We start from the raw sequence: 17,377 nt of genomic DNA on the forward strand, positions 1-17,377 counted from the left end.
ATGCAGCACCCAAACCCACCAGAAATCCACCTCTTCAGCCCAGCGGCTTAACTAAATGGCATTGGCCCTTGAGGTCGAGCGGGGGTGCCTTTCGGTAGGCGCGGACGGTCAGGCAGATGTCCCCTTCCGTGCCCGTGAGCACCGTGACCCCCTGGGCTGCGGCGGCGACCAAGCCGTCCTGGATCGCCCTGTCGAACACGGTCATGTCGCCCTCGCCCATACCGATGTCATAGCTGCTGCTCTCTCCGCCGGACATGAGCCCGGTCGCCTCCCTGACCGGGCGCGGCCCTTTAGGGGCCGTCCGCTTGCAGTAGGCCATGGCTTTCGCTTGCTGACGTGCGAACTCCGCTGTGCTTTTCGCCCGCTCCTGTTCTTGCGCGCGCAGGCGCGCTATCGCCGTTTCGGGACACAGATAGGCGATCTGCTGGAGAGACGGCAAGCGGACTCCGAGACGGGCCAGATCATGGAACGACCTTTGCTTGGTTCCGTGGCATTCGCGACGTCCGAGATCGAGGAGCACGCCGTCGGACGGCCCGTCGTTCTCGGACGAGCCCTGCCCCCAGGTGAATGGAGGGCCGGAAGGTCCGCGCATCGAGCAAATGTAGGCGACCCTTCGCTGGTCGGTCGAGAGCTTTTTGACCTCCGACGCGAGGGTTTTCGTGTCGGTCACGTAGAAACGGTTTGCGTCTTTGCAGTCGTCGGGACTCGCCAGCACAGTTCTCGGTGGTTGTGCGTCACCGGCGGCTCCCAACATCAGGGCGATGAGGACGGCGGTCGCCGGGACCAGTCGGATCGCGTGGCGGCCCGGGCGGTAGACCGCTGCCAGGATCAGGATCACGGGGGCCAGGCCGTATACCCATAAGGTGATCTGCGATCTGGCGAAGGGGCCCAGCCAGAGGTCGGCGCATGAGCTGTCCCAGCGCGCCAAGTCGTAGCCGAGCAGGATCGGCTCGCAGGCCATTATCGGCCCGAGGATCCCGGCGGCCACCCAGCCCACTGACCGGCGCTTAGTCACCAGCCATAGGAGGAACGCTGGGACGACGACCAGGTACGGCATGTCGGTCAGTCGCCGATACCACGGTTCGAACGCGGCGTGCATCGTCCATTGCTCGAAACCATCGCATGCGGCGGGGGCGGTGACGATGTAACCCGTGATGCTCTCGTCGGATGATCTGAAAAGTGAGCGGATCCAACTCACCGTGTCCGGGGCGACACTCGCCGCTACGGCGGCCGTCCATAAAAGAGTCTGCGTTCTTCTGCTCCACTGCGACATGATCAGCAAACCCTAGTCAAGCGGGGTGGGGTTAGCTCCACCTTCGGCGAGGGGCTTTCCCTCCCTGGTTCGGGTGGCTGGGACCAGTGCCCACGGGAATGTCAGACGCAAGGGTTGTGATTGAACAGACGGGACCAGCGCGGGGAGGACAGATGGCGAGCGTGGCGATGCGGCGAGGGGTGGTGCGGCCACTGGTCACTGAGGTGGGGTTGCTGGCGGTGCTGTTCGCCTTCTACAAGTGGGGGCGGATGTTGGTGGCGCACGGCCCCGGCGTGGCGATGGAGAACGCGACACGGCTCTGGGGGTTCGAGCGGTCGTGGTTGCCCAGCGAGGTGGGTTTCCAGCACTGGGCGTTGGAGTGGGACCACACGGCGTTCCTCGCGAATGTGTACTACGTGGGCGTGCACTTTCCGGGGACGGCTCTGTTGCTCATCTGGCTCTACACGCGACACCGGTCGTCCTACAGCAGGGTGCGGAACCAGCTGGTGGCGTTGACGGCGGCGGGGCTGTTCGTGCAAATGTTCTTTCCGCTTGCGCCGCCACGGCTGGCGGGCGTGGGGCTCGTGGACACGATGCTGACGGTGGGGCCGTCCGCGTATCCGGCGGAGACGGACGGGATCGCGAACCAGTTCGGGGCGATGCCGTCGCTGCACATCGGGTGGGCGCTGCTGGTCGCGGTCACGGTGGTGCGGGTGTCGCGGAGCCGGTGGCGGTGGGTCGTCGCGCTGCACGCGCCGGTCACGGTGTTCGTGGTCGTGGTGACCGCGAATCACTACTGGACGGACGGAATCGTCGCCGCGCTGTTGCTGGCCACGGCCATGGCGATCGTTTCGCTGGTGGGGCGGGTGCGGCAGGGTGGGGGGCATGCTGCCGACGCACACGAGTTCCGAGGTTCCGGACGTTCCAGTGGCGATCTTGCCGATCGGGAGCCACGAGCAGCACGGCCCGTTCCTGCCGCTGGCGACGGACACGGTGATCGCCTGCACGATCGCGAGGGAGATCGCGACGGCGTACCGGGTACGGACGCTCCCGCCCGTGACGATCTCGTGCTCGCATGAGCACGCGGCCTGGCCCGGGACGGTGAGCATCTCGGCGGCGACCCTGCACGCGGTGGTGCGGGACGTCGCCGATTCGCTGCGCGCGGCCGGGGTGCCGAAGCTGGTGCTGGTGAACGGGCACGGCGGCAACTACGTGCTCGGGAACGTCGTCCAGGAGGCGCACGGCGACATGGCGCTGTTCCCGGGCCTGGACGAATGGGCGGACGCGAGGCGCGCGGCCGGGATCGAGACGTCCGACGTCAGCGACATGCACGCCGGGGAGTTGGAGACGTCGATCCTGCTGCACGCCCATCCGGAGCTGGTGCGGGACGGCTACCAGTCCGCCGACCATCTGGCCGACGACCGGCGGCACCTGCTGACGGCGGGGATGGCCGCCTACACGGAGTCGGGCGTCATCGGACGGCCGTCACTGGCTCGCCCCGACAAGGGCCGGGACGCGCTGGGGCGTCTCGTCGAGCTGTTCGGGGACTGCCTCGCGGCGCTTCAGCAGCAGGGCGGCGGCGCCGGGCAGGCACGCCACGAACGTGAGCACCCCGTAGACGACGGAGACGGTCAGCCCCTGCGCTGAGCCGAGCCCGGCGGCGCCGAACGCGATGCTGAGGACGGCCTCGCGCGGCCCCCATCCGCCGACATTCACCGGCAGGACCATGACGAGCAGCGCCAGCAGCAGGAGCGGCAGCAGATCGCGGAGCGGCGCCGTGGCACCAGCGAGGCGGGCGGCTACGACGAACAGCGTCAGGTGCCCCGCGAGGGCCGTCAAAGACAGAGCCGTGATGGCGGGCCAGGCGGCGAGGACGGCGCGCACGTCGGTATACGTCCCGGTCAGGGCGCGGCGGCGCCACCGGGCCAGGATCAGCAGGGCGCCGAGCACGACTGCCAATGTGATCAGTGCCGGTGCCAGGGCGGAAAGGACGGCGGGCCGGGTCACCAGGAGGGCGACGCCCACGACGACCGGCACGACCTGGCCCATGACCCGCTCCAGGAACACCGCTCGCACCCCGCGCGCCCCGGATCGCTGGCCGTGGTTCATGGCGCGGTGGACGTCCCCCAGGATCCCGGCGGGCAGCACCGCGTTCAGGAACTGCGCCCGGTAGTAGTCGATGACGGCGTCCGCCAACGGCAGGCTCACGCCCAGACGACCGGCGACCAGCCGCCAGCGGGCAGCGCTCAGGACGGTCGTCAGTAGGCCGATGAGCAGCGCGGCGCACAGGGCGCGGCCGTCGACGGCGTGCAGGGCGTCCACGAACGCGCCCGTACTGTGCCGCCACACAAGGGCGGCGAGGATGCTCAGCCCGGCGAGCAGGCGCAGCCATGGCCAGAGCTTCGTCACGCCGTCCTCCCGGGGATGGCGACCAGGTCGACGTGGTGGACCTCCACGGCCAGTCCTCCGGCGGCGCAGGCGGTCAGGCGGCGGCGCAGGTAGCCGTCAGCGGCCAGGTCGGGGTTCTGTTCGGTGGCGGCCTCGACCCAGCCGCGCAGCCAGGCGGAGGTCAGCGCGGCCTGCGCCGGGCCGAGCCGCCAGGGGCTCGGACGGGTCAGGACGGTCGCGCCGCGCCGCCGGAACGCCTCGGTCGCGGTGGTGACGGCGTCCGGTCCGAGGAGGCCGCGGCGCCGCTGGTGCGCGTCGAAGGCGTCGGCGAGTTCGGCGTCGAGCGGGTCGGACGGGACGAGCCGGACGCGCCCGACCACCGACAGCGTCAGCAACACCGGGCAGGCCGCCGCCGCCGCGATCGCCTCGACCTCGCTGGCGGTGAGCACGTCCAGCAGCGCGGACGCGGTGACCAGCGACACGCCGACGAGGTCGGACGCGAGCAGCGATCCGACGTCGCTCTTGCGGGTCTCGATCGTCGCGGGATAGCCGTCCGCCGTGGTGTAGGCGTTGGCGCGCGCCACGTCGAGCAGGTCGGGATCGGTGTCGTGCAGGACCCAGTGCTGCGGTCCGCGCAACCGCCCCGACAGCCAGCGGCCGAGGGCGCCGGTGCCGCAGCCGAGGTCCCAGATGGTCAGCGGGCCGTCCGGTGGCAGCGCGGCGCGGATCGGGTCGAGCAGGTCGGCGGCGCGGGCGGCGGCGTCGGCGGGTTCGCGCAGCGCCAGCCATGAGGGCTCGAAGTTCATCTGGTCTCCCTGCTGAGCCTGGACAGGACGGTGGCCATGCGGCGGGCGGTGTCGTCCCAGCCCGCGAGGGTGGCGCGGCGTTCGCGGGCGGCGACGCGCAGGCGGCCGCGCAGGTCGGGTTCGACGAGCCAGCGGCGCAGCGCGGTGGCGAGGGCGGCGGGGTCGTCGGGCGGGGCGAGCAGCCCGGGGACGGACCCGTCCGGCGCGTGGCCGAGCGTGCCGGGGACGCCGTCCACGGACGTCGCGACGACGGGCAGCCCGCGTGCGAGGGCCTCGGTGACGACCATCCCGTAGGTCTCGGCGCGGGACGCGAGGACGGCGAGGTCGGCGTCCGCGTAGGCGTCGTCGAGCCGCTTGCCGGTCAGCGGCCCCTCCAGGTGGACACGGTCGGCGAGGCCGTGCCGGGCGATCAGCTGGCGCAGCCGCGTGACGTGTCCGGGGTCGCGGCGCAGCGGGCCGACGCATTCGCATCGCCATGGCAGGTGCGCGACGGCGGCCAGGGCCTCAACCAAGACGTCGTGGCCTTTTCGCGGCGTGACGGACGCGACACAAAGCAGCCGGGTCGCGCCGTCGGTACCGGTCGCGAGGGGTGCGGCGTCGGTGCCGGGGGCGACGGCGTGGACGCGGGACGGTTCGAGCCCGTGGTGCGCGATGAGGTGCTCCTTGGCCCACGAGCTCGTCGCGATGACGGCGGCTGCGGCCTCCAGCGTCTCGCGTTCGGCCGCGTTCAGGTCGGCTTGCCCTGGTTCGTCCGCCAGTGGCAGATGGACCAGGACGGCGACTTTGAGCCGCCGCGTCTCCGGCACGACGATCTCCGGCACCCCGCACGCGACCAGGCCGTCCAGCAGGACGACGGAACCGGCAGGCAGGGCGGCGAGCATCCGGGCGAGCCCGGCGCGGGCGGCCTCGCCGGGACGCGGCCACTCCCCCGGCACCGCCAGTTCCCGGACGGGCCGTCCCGACGCCGCGAACTCCTCGCAGAGCCGCCGGTCGTAGTGGTTTCCTCCGCTCGGCGCGGCGACGTCGTCGACATCGCCCGGAACGACGACGCACACCTCCGCGACGGTCACAGCTCGCGCTCGTAACTCGCCCACGCGACGTGCGACTCGTGCAACGTCACCGTGATGCCGGACAGACCGCGCGCGTTCTCCCCGAGTTCGCCCGCGTGGACCCGGTCGGCGAGGCGGTCCGCGACGACCTTCGCGAGGAACTCCGTGGACGTGTTGACCCCCGCGAAGTCAGGCTCGTCGTCCAGGTTGCGATAGTTCAGCGCGGCGAGGACCTCGCCGAGGTGCCGGGTGGCGAGCCCGATGTCGACGACGATGCCGTCGGGGTCGAGGTCCGCGCGGCGGAACGTCGCGTCCACGACGAAGGTGGCGCCGTGCAGCCGCCGCGCCGGTCCGAAGACCTCGCCGCGGAAGCTGTGGGCGATCATGACATGGTCGCGGACGGTGATCGCGAACACCATGGTCTCCAGTCGGTCGGGATGTCAGTAGGTGATTCGGTGGCAGAGCGCGGGAAGTTCACCGCTGGCCAGCCGCGGCATGATCCGCGGCAGGTCGGCGAAGCCGCTCTCCCCCGTGATCAGCACGTCGAACGCGGGGTCGGCGAGCAGCCGCAGCGCCAGCGCCAGCCGGTCCGCGAAGTTGCGGCGCGACCGGCGGGCGGGCGGGACCGCGCCGACCTGGCTGCCCCGGACGGTCAGCCGCCGCGAGTGGAAGAACTCCCCGAGCGGGACGGCGACACGCCGGTCGCCGTACCAGCTCAGCTCCACGACCTCCCCGTCGGGCGCGAGCAGCTCCAGCGACCGGGTCAGGCCCGCCTCGGTGGCGCTGGCGTGGACGACCAGGTCACAGCCGCCCTCGGCCTCTTCGGGCAGCGCGAACTCGATGCCGAACGCCCGCGCGACGCCCGCCCGTGACGGGTCGGTGTCGACGAGCTGGACGCGGCACCCCGGGAACCCGGCGACGACCCCGGCGACCGCGCAGCCCACCATTCCGGCGCCGACGATCGCGATACGGTCGCCGACCAGCGGAGCCGCGTCCCACAGCGCGTTCACGGCGGTCTCGACCGTCCCGGCGAGGACGGCGCGCTCCGGCGGCACGCCGCCCGGGACGGGGCTGACCGCGCTCGCCGGGACGACATACCGGGTCTGGTGCGGATACAGGCAAAACACCGGACGTCCGAGCAGACCGGACGGGCCGTGCTCCACCACCCCGACGTTCAGGTACCCGTACTTGACGGGGCCGGGGAACGTGCCGTCCTGGAACGGCGCCCGCATGATCGCGTGCTGGGTCGGCGGGACGCCGCCACGGAAGACGATCGCCTCGGTGCCCCGGCTCACGCCGGTGCGGAGCGTCCGGACGAGCACCTCGCCGGGCCCCGGCTCCGGCAGGACCTCGTCGCGGATCTCGCCCTCACCGGGCGACCGGATCCAGAACGCGCGGGCGTCGCGCTCCATCCGTGCTCCCTTCCCGAGTCCGTTGGGTGAACAGCCAGATCACGTCCCTGCCGAACGACCACACCAGGAGCGCGAGCGCCACCGCGACCAGTGCGCCCGCGTACGGGACGACGCCCGACGCGGCCGCGACCAGCGTCACGCCCTGCACGACCGCGACGCCCTTGCGGGCGAGGCTCGGACGCAGGTCGGCGCGCAACCACGGCGCCACCCGGGCCGCCGCGCCGAACACGTACCGCATGGCCCCGATCGCCAGCACCCACGGGCCCATCGACCACGCGACGTCGACGCTCAGCACCAGGACGAGGACGGCGTCCACCTCCATGTCGAACCGGGCGCCGAGCCGCGACACCGTCCCGGTGCGGCGGGCGACACGGCCGTCCACCCCGTCCAGGACGAGCGCGGTCGACGCCACGACGACCAGGGTCCAGGTGTGGCCGCCGCCGAGCAGATGCTCCGCGACCAGGGCCGTCACGCCGCCGGTCAGCACGACCCGCGTCAACGTCACATGGTCGGCCGGGCGGAACGCGCGCCGTCGCCGGAAGGCCGCGCTCAGGATCGCCCAGGCGGCCACCGCGTACAGGACGCCCACGGCCAGGCCCGCGAGGCCGGGACGGATCACCGCGAGCAGCACGGCCTGCACGCCGCCCGCGACCGCCAGTTCGGCGCTCCTGCCGAAGCGGGGCGCCCCCGGACGCCAGGAGATCCCGACCGGCCGGGGCGCGGTGACGGGCCGCGTCATCGACGGGCCTCCCCCAGCCGCGTCGCCGCGAGGTGCGGCAGGTCGTGCCCGAGACGGTCGCGCTTCGCGGTCAGGTAGCGGACGTTGTCGTCGCTGACCGGGACGAGCAGCGGCACCCGGGCCGTGACCGGCACGCCGTAGTCCTCCAGCGCGCTGACCTTGGCCGGGTTGTTCGACAGCAGCCGCACCGACCTGGCCCCGAGATGGCGCAGCACGCGAGCCGCCGGGCCGTAGTCGCGGACGTCCACCGGCAGGCCGATGGCGGTGGCGGAGTCGACGGTGTCCAGGCCCTGGTCGTCCTGGAGGATGTGGGTCCTGACCTTGGCGACCAGGCCGATTCCGCGTCCCTCGTGGCCCCGCAGGTACACCAGGACGCCCGCGCCCTCGCGGACGATCGCGTCCAGCGCCGCGCCGAGCTGGTCGCCGCACTCGCAGCGGGTGGCGCCGAAGATGTCGCCGGTCATGCACTCCGAATGCATCCGGACGAGGACGTCGTCCCGGCCCCGGACGTCGCCGCGGACCAGCGCCAGGTGCTCGTGCCGGTCGACCGGATCGCGGAACGCGACGGCCAGGAATGTCCCCCGCCGGGTCCGCAGCTCCGCCTCCGCGATGTCCTTCTGCTCGATGCCGTGATCGCGCATCGCTCCCCTTCCTCGGCTCCGCGACCACCTGTGGTACGTGGCGGACGCACGCGGTGGTTGCCTTGGTGAAACGGTCGGTATGACCCGTGACACGGAGGGGAGGCACCGCAGGGTTCAGCGTAGGCGGGTCCGGACCACCAACTCGTGAACGGCACGGCGACTCGCCGGGACCTCCGGCAGGCCACTCCGGTTGCGCTCGGCGTCGAGGCGGGCGGTCAGCGCGGTCACGTCGTCGCGGAGCCGGGACGCGTCGGGCGCGTCCGGCGGCAGCCCCGCGTGCTCGGCGGCCCGCTTCGCCTCGATCAGCTCTGGCAGGTAGGAGGGGCCTTCCCCGCTGAGCCGGGTCAAATCGGCCTCGACCTCGCCCGTCCGCATCAGGTGGGCGCCGGTCAGCAGCACGCGGAACGTGTAGAGCAGCGGCTTCAGCTCGTTGGTCTTCTCGAACAGCTGCCACTGGTTGCGCGCGAACCCGAGGTAGTGGTGCGCGTGCCCGGCCGTGACCAGGCCCGGGACCAGCGCCTTCAGCTCCTCGTGCACCGGCGACGTGGTGAGGACCAGCGGCGACATGACCTGTTCCAGGACGTAGCCGTTGCGCCGCAGCAGCAGCGTGCAGAACTTGGCGAGGTCGTGGGTGACGGCGTCGGCCTCCACACCGTCGTGGTCCCAGATGAGGGTGACGGTCTCCTGCCCCGTCTCCAGGCCGACGATCTCCTCCAGCGGCAGCAGGTGGACGCCGCGCAGGTCGACGTCGGAGTCCTTCGACGGGAAGCCGTACAGGTGCGCGCCGCTGACGGTGAGGAACGCGCGCGGGTACGGGTGGTCGGCTGCGAGGCGGTCGAGCATGCCCTCGGGGACGGCGGCGTGGACGGCAAGGGGACGGGTCACCGGTCAACGCTCCTTCGGCGGATGGAGATCAGCAGGTTCTCGACCGCGGCGCGGCCGGGTTCGGGGGGCAGCGGGCTGCGGTCCACGGCGTCGTCGAGGTCGGCGGCGAGCGCGGCGCGCCAGGTCTCGATCTCGTCCCAGCCGACCTCGCCGCGTCGGACGGAGAGGAGCCGGTCGCGCAGGTCGCCGACGTCCACGCGCGGCTCGCCGTGCCGGACGAGATGCGCGCCGCTCACGAGCAGCCGCAGCATGTGCATCACGTGTTTCCAGCGCGGCACGCCGCCGTTGCGGAGATCGCCCTCCAGCTTCTGGAACTGGGCCTCGGCGTACCGGAGGAACGTGCGGTGCGCGTGCCGGGACAGGAACTCCGACCGGACGGCCAGCAGCTCCTCACCAGCGGGGGTGACCTTCTCGACGATCGGCGACCACAGGCACTCCAGGACGGTCGGGTTCGCGGCCAGCGCCAGTTCGCAGAACCGTTCCAGCTCCCACGAGAACTGCTCGGGCAGCGGGCCGTCCACGTGTGTCGGCGGCTTCTCGAAACGCCAGAACAGCGGCGCCGGGGCCGCGAACACCCCGCGCCGGTCGACGTCGCTGGCGTCCGTCGCCAGGCCGTAGGCCCGCGACCCGGTCACGACCGACAGGATCGTGTGGTCGCGGACGAGGCCCAGCGCCGTATCGGGGTCGGAGGTGGTCACGCTGGCAGCCTGACGCAGGCGGCCACGGGGTGTCGAACCGATTCCCCACATGAAAGGATCTTGTGATGGCGTACGAACCGACCGAGGCCGAACTCGTCCATCTCGACCGCTGCGTCGCGCTCGCCGCCGAGGCGCTGGAGGCGGGCGACGAGCCGTTCGGGACGGTGCTGGTGTCCGCGTCCGGCGAGGTGCTGTTCGAGGACCGCAACCGCACGGCGGACGGCGACGAGACCCGCCACCCCGAGTTCGAGGCGGCCCGCTGGTCGGCGTCCCACCTGACGCCGGAGGAGCGCGCCGCCGCGACGGTGTTCACCTCCGGCGAGCACTGCCCGATGTGCTCGGCCGCGCACGGGTGGGTCGGGCTCGGCCGCATCGTCTACGTCCACTCGTCCGCGCAGGTCGCCGCCTGGCGGGCGGAACTGGGCATCGCGCCGGGGCCGGTGGCCGTGCTCCCCATCCAGGAGGTCGTGCCCGGCCTGCGGGTGGACGGCCCGGTCGCGTCCCTGGAGGCCGCCATGCGCGACCTGCACACCCGCGCGGCGGGACAGGTCAGCGGCGGGTGAGGGCGTCCAGCCGGTCGATCGCCGCCCGCCAGTCCGGCGGGACGATGTCCGGCCCGGTGAAAACGATCATCTAGCGGAAGAGCATTCCGCCGGTCTCGTTCATCGCCGAGCACCGGTTCGGATAGGTGCGAGCGAAATGGCGTGGTTCGCCGCGCCAGGTGCCGTCGGCGGTCACCCGGACGGGCGAGTACTCCATCGTGCACGCCCCCTGCCTGGCCGGGATGCGCCGGACCTCCCCGTTCGCGGATTCGAGCTGGTCACAGGCCTCGGACACGGCGGCGATCGTCCCGCCGTCCGGGTCGCACCGCAGCCTGTAGGTGGTGGCGGGGCCGTGCTCGGGCGCCACCCTCAGCACGTAGGAGCCGACCGGTGTCGGCGCCGCCTGCGTGGGCGCCGACGACGCGATGACCGCCGTTCCCGCCAACCCGACGACCCATCGTGAACGCGACCTGAGCATGTTTCCCCCCGAATGAATGACGCTCCGTTCACTCATAGACCAGGGCCGATCTCCGGTGCAACGCACTTGGAGAACACTTGGCCCAGTCAGGGGCGGCACTCGCCGCCGTTCAGGGTGAAATGGGGTGGGACGCCGTTGGTGCCGTCCTGGCGTCCGAGGAAACCGAACTCGGCGGTGCCGTTCGCCGGGATCGCGCGGTTCCAGTCGGCGTCGCTCACCGTGACGGACGGGCCGTCCTGCGCCTTGCGGCCGTTCCACAGCTCGGTGATGGCCTGCCCGTCCGGGAACTGGAAGCCCAGCGTCCAGCCGTCGATGGGGCCGGTGCCGAGGTTCGTGATCCGAACGGTCGCCTGGAACCCCTGCGGCCACGTCCCGGTCACCTTGTAGGACACCGAGCACGCGGCGGCCGACGCGGTGGGCGACGTGCTCGGCGAGGGCGGCGGCGCGGCGGACGGATCCGACGAACCGGGCGACAGCGTCGCCAGCAGCACCGCCGCCAGCGCGATCACCCCGACCACGGCCCCCGCGATGATCAGCGGCTTGCGGGCAGAGGGCGGCGGCGCGGCGGGCGGCGGCTCGTCCAGCACCCGCGTCGGGTTCGGATCCACGGGCGGGACGGGGTTCTCCAGGACGTGGGTCGTCTCCCGCGCCGGATCGGGGCCGTCATCATCAGGCGCGGACGGCGAGAGCCGGTCGAGCTGGACGCCCGCCGCGTCCGCGAGCAGCCGAGCGGCCTGGAACGCCGTCGGCCGGAAGCCGGGGTCCTGGTTCATGCACTGGCGGCACAGCGCGGCGACCTTCTCCGGGACGTCCTCCGGCAACGGCTGCGTGAACACGGCTACCTCGGTCACGCACTCGTGCAGGACGACGCCCAGCGAGAACATGTCGGCGGCGGCCGTGGGCGGAGACCCCGACAGCAGTTCGGGCGCGACGTAGGCGGGGGTGCCGAGGACGGGCCCGCCGGGCGCGGCCGGACCGGTGAAGGCGATCCCGAAGTCCAGGACCTTCACGCCGACCGGCGTGAGGAAGATGTTGGCGGGCTTGACGTCGCGGTGCACGATCCCGGCGGCATGCGCGGCGGCCAAGGCGTCGGCCACACGCGCGCACACGGCGGCCGCCTCCCGCCAGGGCAACGGCCCTCGGCCCAGCCGCGCCGCCAGACTCTCACCGTCCAGCAACTCCATGACCACGTAAGGAACGCTCTGCCGCCCCTGGAGGGGCGACCTCCCGGACGAACTTGTGTGTTCGCCGTAGTCGTAGACACCGGTGATGCTCGGGTGGGTGAGACCGGCGGCGGCCTTCGCCTCCTGCCGGAGCCGCCGCGTGAACTCCTCGGACCAGCCGTCCCTCGGCACCTTGACCGCGACGGCGCGGTCGAGGACGAGGTCGACCGCGCGCCAGACGGTCGCCATCCCACCGGCGCCCAGCGGCCGGTCCAGACGGTAGCGCTCCCCGAGGCGATCACCCGGAGCGACGATCTCGGACATGCCGGAAGCCTACGGCCCGCCCAGAGCACCTCGCTCAGGGCACGACGTACCGGGCGTCGCGGGCGTCGGTGACCGCCATGTGGCCAGGTAGATGCCCAATGGCCAGACTCGGCCGCGACGCCATGACCGCTGCCTGCGGGGTGACACCGCACGCCCAGAACACCGGCACCTCGCCCGCGCGGACGTCGACGGGCTCACCGAAGTCGGGACGGTCCAGGTCGTCGATGCCCAGCGCGACCGGGTCGCCGACATGGACGGGCGCGCCATGCACGGACGGGTATCGCGACGTGACCCGCACCGCGTCGGCGACGAGCCCGGCGGGCACGGGACGCATCGACACGACGAGCGGGCCCCGGAAGCTCCCGGCGGGACGGCAGCGGCGGTTCGTCCGGTACATGGGGACGTTCCGGTCCTGCTCGATGTGCCGGACGGGGACACCCGCCTCGCGCAGCGCGTCCTCGAAGGTGAAGCTGCACCCGATGAGGAACGCGACCAGGTCGTCGCACCAGTGCCGCGTCACGTCGGGCACCTCGGCGACGGGTTCGCCGCGCTCGTAGACGACGTAGCCGGGCAGGTCGGTGCGCAGGTCACCGGAGAACAGGGACGCGGACGTCTCACCGGGTTCGGTGACGTCCAGCACCGGGCACGGCTTCGGGTTGCGCTGCGCGAACAACAGCAGGTCGTAGGCGTGGTCGCGGGGCACGGCGATGAGGTTCGCCTGCGTCCAGCCCGCGCACCAACCGGCGGTGGGAACGCGGAGCCCGCCACGGAACAGCGCTCTGGCCTGTTCGGGCGAGAGCCCGCCCGGGTCAATGGGTGCGGTCATGACGACCATCCCCGTAAAAAATGAGTCCGGGTCTGCGGCGCCCGACACCCCCACGCCGAGCGCCGCATGACCCGGACGGCCCCAATCCTGGACTTCTCCAGCGGCCCTGTGTGAGGAAACGCCCTCACTCGCCCCATGGTTCCCACTTCCTGAAAAAAACCTGAATAAAGTCCTCTGCCCGGCGTGACGTGCGGCACGCCCTCACTCCCACAGCTGGTCAAGGTTGGTGAGCAGGTCCCAGCTGAGGTAGAGCGACAGCAGCCAGGCGGTGCCGCCGATGACGAGCAGCCACGGCGGATACCGGTAGCCGCCGAGCAGGTCGCGGCGCCGGGCCGCCGCCCACAGCAGCACGCCGAGACCGAACGGCAGGATCATCCCGTTCAGCGCTCCCGCGAGGATGAGCAGCTTCGCCGGAGTCGTGCCGATGATGAGGTAGATGATCGTCGACACGGCGATGAACGCCACGACCAGCCAGTTGCGGTACCGCTCGACGAACGACGAGAACGAGACGAGGAAGGACACCGACGTGTACGAGGCCCCGATCACCGAGGTGATCGCTGCCGACCACATGATCAGGCCGAACACGCGGAGCCCGGCCTCGCCCGCCGCGTGCTCGAACGCCGACGACGGCGGGTTCTCCTTCGCCAGCGTCACCCCGCCCGCGACGACGCCGAGCACGGCGAGGAACAGCAGCACGCGCATCAACCCGGTGACCAGGATGCCGGTGACCGCGCTCCGGTTGATCTCGCGCACGTGCTCCGGGCCGCGCAGCCCCGACTCGATCATGCGGTGCGCGCCCGCGTAGGTGATGTAGCCGCCGACCGTCCCGCCGATCAGGGTGGTGATGATCAGGAAGTCGACGGTCTCGGGCGCGACGCTCTGCCGCAGCGCGTCGCCGAGGGGCGGTTCGGACACGAACGCCACGTACAGCGTCAGCAGGATCATGACGCCGCCGAGGACGACGACGATCCGGTCCATGGCGACGCCCGCGCGGCGGCTCAGGAAGATCCCGATGGCGGCCAGCGCGGAGACGGCGCCGCCGACCTTGACGTCCAGGCCGAGGAGCGCGTTCAGCCCGAGCGCGGTGCCCGCGATGTTGCCGATGTTGAAGACCAGCCCGCCGAAGAGGTCCAGCGCGGCCAGGCCGTACCCGGCGCCGGGCAGGACGCGGTTGCCGAGTTCCTGCGCGCGCATGCCGGAGACGCCGACGACGCGCCACACGTTGAGCTGGATCGCGATGTCCACCAGCACGGACACGACGATCGCGAACGCGAACGCGGCGCCGAGCTCGGCGGTGAAGACGGTGGTCTGGGTGATGAACCCGGGGCCGATGGCGCTGGTGGCCATCAGGAACATGGCGCCGAGGAGAACGCCACGGCGGGACGGTGCGGTGGGTGACGGTTGCTTGTCCAGGGTCGTCCGGTCCGTCATGGGGCTGGCCCTTCCGGGGGATCCGCTTTCCGTCAGGGTAAGGATTGCCCTACAATCCAGCAATCCCCTTGTTGAGTTATTTTCAGGAGTGGCCGATGCCGGTACGGGAGCCCTGGCTCGACGAGATGGCCGCGTCGCGGCACCAGCTGGATCGCTCCAGCACCGCGGCCTGGCTCGCGGACCTGATCCGCGCGCGGATCGCCGACGGCCATCTGCGGCCCGGCACCCGGCTGTCGGACAACAAGATCGCGCCCGTCATGGAGGTGTCGCGCAACGTCGTGCGCGAGGCGTTCCAGATCCTCATCAAGGACCGGCTGCTCGTCCAGAAGCTCAACCGGGGCGTGTTCGTGAACCGCGTCCCCGCCGACGGGCTGGCCGACCTCTACCGGATCCGGCGCATCCTGGAGTGCGAGGCGGTGCGGGGCGCGGCACAGGCCGCCGACCCGGCCGCGCTCGACCGCGTGGAGGCCGCCGTCGCGAAGGGCGAGCGCGCCGCCGAGGCCGGGAAGTGGGACGACGTCGGCACCGCCGACATCATGTTCCACAAGGCCCTGGCCGCGCTGATGGGCAGCCCCCGGGTCGACGAGATGATCGGGCATCTGCTCGTCGAGATGCGGCTCGTCTTCCACGAGATGGGCTCGCCGCGCGAGTTCCACGAGCCGTACCTGACCCGCAACCGCCGCATCCACACGCTGCTGGCACGCGGCGAGGTCGCGGCGGCCGAAGCCGAACTCCGCTCCTACCTGGACGACGCGGAGGCGCAGCTCACGAACGCGTATCGGGAGCAGGAGTCCGCGGCGCGTAGTTCATGACGTGCTCGTGCAGCAGACTCGGCGCCCGCGGGTCGCGGCGCCGGAACGCCTCGATCAGCTCGGCGTGCTCGGCCGACTTGGAGTAGATCTCCGTCTGGTGGAGGCGGAGTGACAGGGTCGTCCACAGCTCGATGCCGAGCCGCTCCCACACCGACACCAGCAGCCCGTTCCCGGACGCCTCGACGATCGCGCGGTGGAAGGCGATGCTGAGGCGCATCTGCTCGGGCAGGTCGCCGTCCTGCGCGGCCCGGGCGAGCCGCCGGTTGTGCTCCTCCAGGGCGTCCAGACAGCCCGCCAGGCGGGGCAGGGCCAGCTCCACGGCCGTCCGCTCCAGCCCCGCGCGGACGGGAAAGATCTCCGCGAGATCGCGTTCGGTGAACGCGCGGACGCGGGCGCCCCGGTTCGGCAGCGACTCGATGAGCCGCTCGGCCTCCAGCTGCCGCAGCGCCTCGCGGACGGGCCCCTGGCTGACCCCGAGTTCGGTGGCGATCCGGCGTTCCACGACGCGCTCGCCTGGCTGCCAGCGGCCGGAGCTGATCCCGTCCACGATGAACTCACGGATCTGGTCGGCGAGTCCGGTGCGGAGCAGCGGGGCACGGATCGGCGCGTTCACGGGGTCCCATGGTAGACGCAGAGTCGGTAGGCGACTCTTGACGGATGCAATATGATCGATCATAGATCAATGATGATCGGTGAGCGTCGTGGCGATCCTACGACGTTGCCCCGGACAGAGGAAAGATCGCCGATGGCTGAGACCACTCGATCGGTCGGCAGGGCCGCCCCGGCTCGCGGCCGGAGAACGCGCGGCACCGCCACCCCCCGGGCGAAGACCGCCGCGACGACGCCCCGGGACACGGTCCCGGCGGCGGACGCCGAGACGCTCGTCGGCTACTACCGGCAGATGCTGCTGGTCAGGAGGTTCGAGGAACGCGCGGCCCGCGCCTACACCGAGGCCAAGATCGGCGGTTACTGCCATCTGAACCTCGGTGAGGAGGCCACCGTCGTCGGGCTGATGGCGGCGCTGCGTCCCACCGACTATTTGTTCACGAACTATCGCGAGCACGGCTACGCCCTCGCCAAGGGCTTCAACGCGGTTGACGGGGGGAGTGGGGGGTCGTCCCCCCACAAGGGCATCGGCGCGGAGCGCGTCATGGCCGAGCTGTACGGGCGGTCGACGGGCGTCTCGAAGGGCTGGGGCGGGTCGATGCACCTGTTCGACGCCGACGCGCGGCTGCTCGGCGGGTACGGCATCGTCGGCGGCCAGCTCCCGCTCGCCACCGGCGCGGCGCTCGCCGTGTCGTACAAGGGCGGCGACGACGTCGTGATGTGCCACATGGGCGACGGTACCGCCGCGATCGGCGCGTTCCACGAGTCGCTGAACGTCGCGGCCCTCTGGGACCTGCCCGTCGTGTTCGTCGTGATCAACAACGGGCTGGGCATGGGCACGACCGTGGAGCACTCCTCCGCCGAGCCCGAGCTGTACAAGCGCGGCGCCGCGTACCGGATGGAGAGCGCCCGGGTCGACGGCACCGACGTGATCGCGGTGCGGGACGCCGCCCGCGTCGCCGTCGAGCGCGCCCGTTCGCAGAGCAAGCCCTACCTGCTGGAGACGACCAGCCCGCGGCTGAAGGGCCACTCGGTCGTCGACCCGGCCCGGTACCGGTCCAAGGAGGAGAAGGAGGCCCTCAAGGCCGCCGACCCCCTGGCCCGGATGGCGCTGGACCTGGAGGAGGCCGGGATCCTCTCCCACGAGGACCGTGACAAGCTCGACGCCGCCGTCACCGCCGAGGTCGACGCCGCCGCCGCGTTCGCCGACGAGAGCCCCGCGCCCGACGTGTCCACGCTGTTCGACTACACCTACGCCACCCCCGTCCCGGGCGAGCTTCGCCGCCTGCCCGCCGACCCCGTATTCGGTTCCTGAGGAGCGCGAC

The 17,377-nt window shown here is 71.8% G+C and carries 19 protein-coding genes and 1 pseudogene; 5 read left to right on the top strand and 15 right to left on the bottom strand.

Translation table 11 applies throughout. From position 1 onward, the window contains the following. Nucleotides 1–34: 34 nt before the first annotated feature. Nucleotides 35–1,273 (bottom strand): hypothetical protein, encoded by a 1,239-nt coding sequence (locus ABD808_RS24225; protein WP_344900532.1) that lies wholly within the window; start codon nucleotides 1,271–1,273, stop codon nucleotides 35–37. A gap of 152 nt (nucleotides 1,274–1,425) precedes the next feature. Between ABD808_RS24225 and ABD808_RS38585 the strand changes: the two genes are divergently transcribed. Beyond that, a complete protein-coding gene (locus ABD808_RS38585) occupies nucleotides 1,426–2,331 on the top strand; it encodes a phosphatase PAP2 family protein (RefSeq protein ID WP_425548973.1) in 906 nt (301 codons plus the stop codon). After that, nucleotides 2,231–2,731, top strand: a pseudogene (locus tag ABD808_RS24235) (creatininase family protein); the annotation flags it as partial. The gene ABD808_RS38585 and the pseudogene ABD808_RS24235, both read left to right, overlap by 101 nt. Before the next feature lie 6 nt (nucleotides 2,732–2,737). Here the strand turns inward: ABD808_RS24235 and ABD808_RS24240 are convergent. The 9 genes from ABD808_RS24240 to ABD808_RS24280 form a co-directional block, all read right to left on the bottom strand. Beyond that, nucleotides 2,738–3,661 carry a lysylphosphatidylglycerol synthase transmembrane domain-containing protein gene (locus tag ABD808_RS24240; RefSeq protein ID WP_425548974.1) on the bottom strand — a complete coding sequence of 308 codons (924 nt, stop codon included), beginning with the start codon at nucleotides 3,659–3,661 and terminating at the stop codon, nucleotides 2,738–2,740. Beyond that, complete coding sequence (locus tag ABD808_RS24245; protein WP_344900536.1) at nucleotides 3,658–4,446, bottom strand: methyltransferase domain-containing protein; 789 nt, start codon at nucleotides 4,444–4,446, stop codon at nucleotides 3,658–3,660. The genes ABD808_RS24240 and ABD808_RS24245 overlap by 4 nt, the downstream gene beginning before the upstream one ends. Then, a complete protein-coding gene (locus tag ABD808_RS24250; protein ID WP_344900538.1) occupies nucleotides 4,443–5,516 on the bottom strand; it encodes a glycosyltransferase family 4 protein in 1,074 nt (357 codons plus the stop codon). The genes ABD808_RS24245 and ABD808_RS24250 overlap by 4 nt, the downstream gene beginning before the upstream one ends. Then, nucleotides 5,513–5,911, bottom strand: a complete 399-nt coding sequence (locus ABD808_RS24255) for a 6-pyruvoyl trahydropterin synthase family protein (protein WP_344900774.1) — start codon at nucleotides 5,909–5,911, stop codon at nucleotides 5,513–5,515. The genes ABD808_RS24250 and ABD808_RS24255 overlap by 4 nt, the downstream gene beginning before the upstream one ends. 24 nt (nucleotides 5,912–5,935) lie before the next feature. Beyond that, the gene (locus ABD808_RS24260) at nucleotides 5,936–6,907 is read right to left on the bottom strand and encodes a zinc-dependent alcohol dehydrogenase (RefSeq protein WP_344900540.1); all 972 of its coding nucleotides are present in this window, start codon (nucleotides 6,905–6,907) and stop codon (nucleotides 5,936–5,938) included. Beyond that, nucleotides 6,864–7,646, bottom strand: a complete 783-nt coding sequence (locus ABD808_RS24265; RefSeq protein WP_344900542.1) for a CDP-alcohol phosphatidyltransferase family protein — start codon at nucleotides 7,644–7,646, stop codon at nucleotides 6,864–6,866. Before ABD808_RS24265 ends, ABD808_RS24260 begins: the two co-directional genes overlap by 44 nt. Next, nucleotides 7,643–8,287, bottom strand: a complete 645-nt coding sequence (gene ribA, locus ABD808_RS24270; protein WP_344900544.1) for a GTP cyclohydrolase II — start codon at nucleotides 8,285–8,287, stop codon at nucleotides 7,643–7,645. The genes ABD808_RS24265 and ribA overlap by 4 nt, the downstream gene beginning before the upstream one ends. A gap of 114 nt (nucleotides 8,288–8,401) precedes the next feature. Beyond that, nucleotides 8,402–9,172 (bottom strand): nucleotidyltransferase domain-containing protein, encoded by a 771-nt coding sequence (locus ABD808_RS24275; RefSeq protein WP_344900546.1) that lies wholly within the window; start codon nucleotides 9,170–9,172, stop codon nucleotides 8,402–8,404. Continuing rightward, nucleotides 9,169–9,870: a nucleotidyltransferase domain-containing protein gene (locus ABD808_RS24280; protein ID WP_344900548.1), complete on the bottom strand. Its 702-nt coding sequence runs from the start codon at nucleotides 9,868–9,870 to the stop codon at nucleotides 9,169–9,171. Before ABD808_RS24280 ends, ABD808_RS24275 begins: the two co-directional genes overlap by 4 nt. A 65-nt stretch (nucleotides 9,871–9,935) precedes the next feature. On the opposite strand from ABD808_RS24280, the gene ABD808_RS24285 reads away from it, so the two are divergent. Then, nucleotides 9,936–10,433: a nucleoside deaminase gene (locus ABD808_RS24285; RefSeq protein WP_344900550.1), complete on the top strand. Its 498-nt coding sequence runs from the start codon at nucleotides 9,936–9,938 to the stop codon at nucleotides 10,431–10,433. Between the two features lie 70 nt (nucleotides 10,434–10,503). On the opposite strand, the gene ABD808_RS24290 is transcribed toward ABD808_RS24285, so the two are convergent. The 4 genes from ABD808_RS24290 to ABD808_RS24305 form a co-directional block, all read right to left on the bottom strand. Continuing rightward, the gene (locus tag ABD808_RS24290; RefSeq protein WP_344900552.1) at nucleotides 10,504–10,890 is read right to left on the bottom strand and encodes an SSI family serine proteinase inhibitor; all 387 of its coding nucleotides are present in this window, start codon (nucleotides 10,888–10,890) and stop codon (nucleotides 10,504–10,506) included. An 86-nt stretch (nucleotides 10,891–10,976) separates the two neighbouring features. Continuing rightward, a complete protein-coding gene (locus tag ABD808_RS24295) occupies nucleotides 10,977–12,377 on the bottom strand; it encodes a protein kinase domain-containing protein (RefSeq protein WP_344900554.1) in 1,401 nt (466 codons plus the stop codon). Nucleotides 12,378–12,411: 34 nt separating this feature from the next. After that, complete coding sequence (locus ABD808_RS24300) at nucleotides 12,412–13,203, bottom strand: putative hydro-lyase (RefSeq protein WP_344900556.1); 792 nt, start codon at nucleotides 13,201–13,203, stop codon at nucleotides 12,412–12,414. A gap of 201 nt (nucleotides 13,204–13,404) precedes the next feature. Beyond that, a complete protein-coding gene (locus tag ABD808_RS24305) occupies nucleotides 13,405–14,634 on the bottom strand; it encodes an NRAMP family divalent metal transporter (protein ID WP_425548975.1) in 1,230 nt (409 codons plus the stop codon). A 95-nt stretch (nucleotides 14,635–14,729) separates the two neighbouring features. Here ABD808_RS24305 and ABD808_RS24310 point away from each other — a divergent pair, with 95 nt between their 5' ends. Then, the gene (locus ABD808_RS24310; protein ID WP_344900558.1) at nucleotides 14,730–15,446 is read left to right on the top strand and encodes a GntR family transcriptional regulator; all 717 of its coding nucleotides are present in this window, start codon (nucleotides 14,730–14,732) and stop codon (nucleotides 15,444–15,446) included. Here ABD808_RS24310 and ABD808_RS24315 read toward each other — a convergent pair. Then, the gene (locus ABD808_RS24315; RefSeq protein ID WP_425548976.1) at nucleotides 15,400–16,122 is read right to left on the bottom strand and encodes a GntR family transcriptional regulator; all 723 of its coding nucleotides are present in this window, start codon (nucleotides 16,120–16,122) and stop codon (nucleotides 15,400–15,402) included. The two genes, ABD808_RS24310 and ABD808_RS24315, sit on opposite strands and share 47 nt — an antisense overlap. Before the next feature lie 69 nt (nucleotides 16,123–16,191). Here ABD808_RS24315 and ABD808_RS24320 point away from each other — a divergent pair, with 69 nt between their 5' ends. Continuing rightward, a complete protein-coding gene (locus tag ABD808_RS24320) occupies nucleotides 16,192–17,367 on the top strand; it encodes a thiamine pyrophosphate-dependent enzyme (protein WP_344900562.1) in 1,176 nt (391 codons plus the stop codon). Nucleotides 17,368–17,377: the final 10 nt, after the last annotated feature.

The sequence above is a fragment of the Actinomadura meridiana genome (assembly GCF_039537545.1).
Taxonomy (GTDB): Bacteria; Actinomycetota; Actinomycetes; order Streptosporangiales; family Streptosporangiaceae; genus Spirillospora; species Spirillospora meridiana.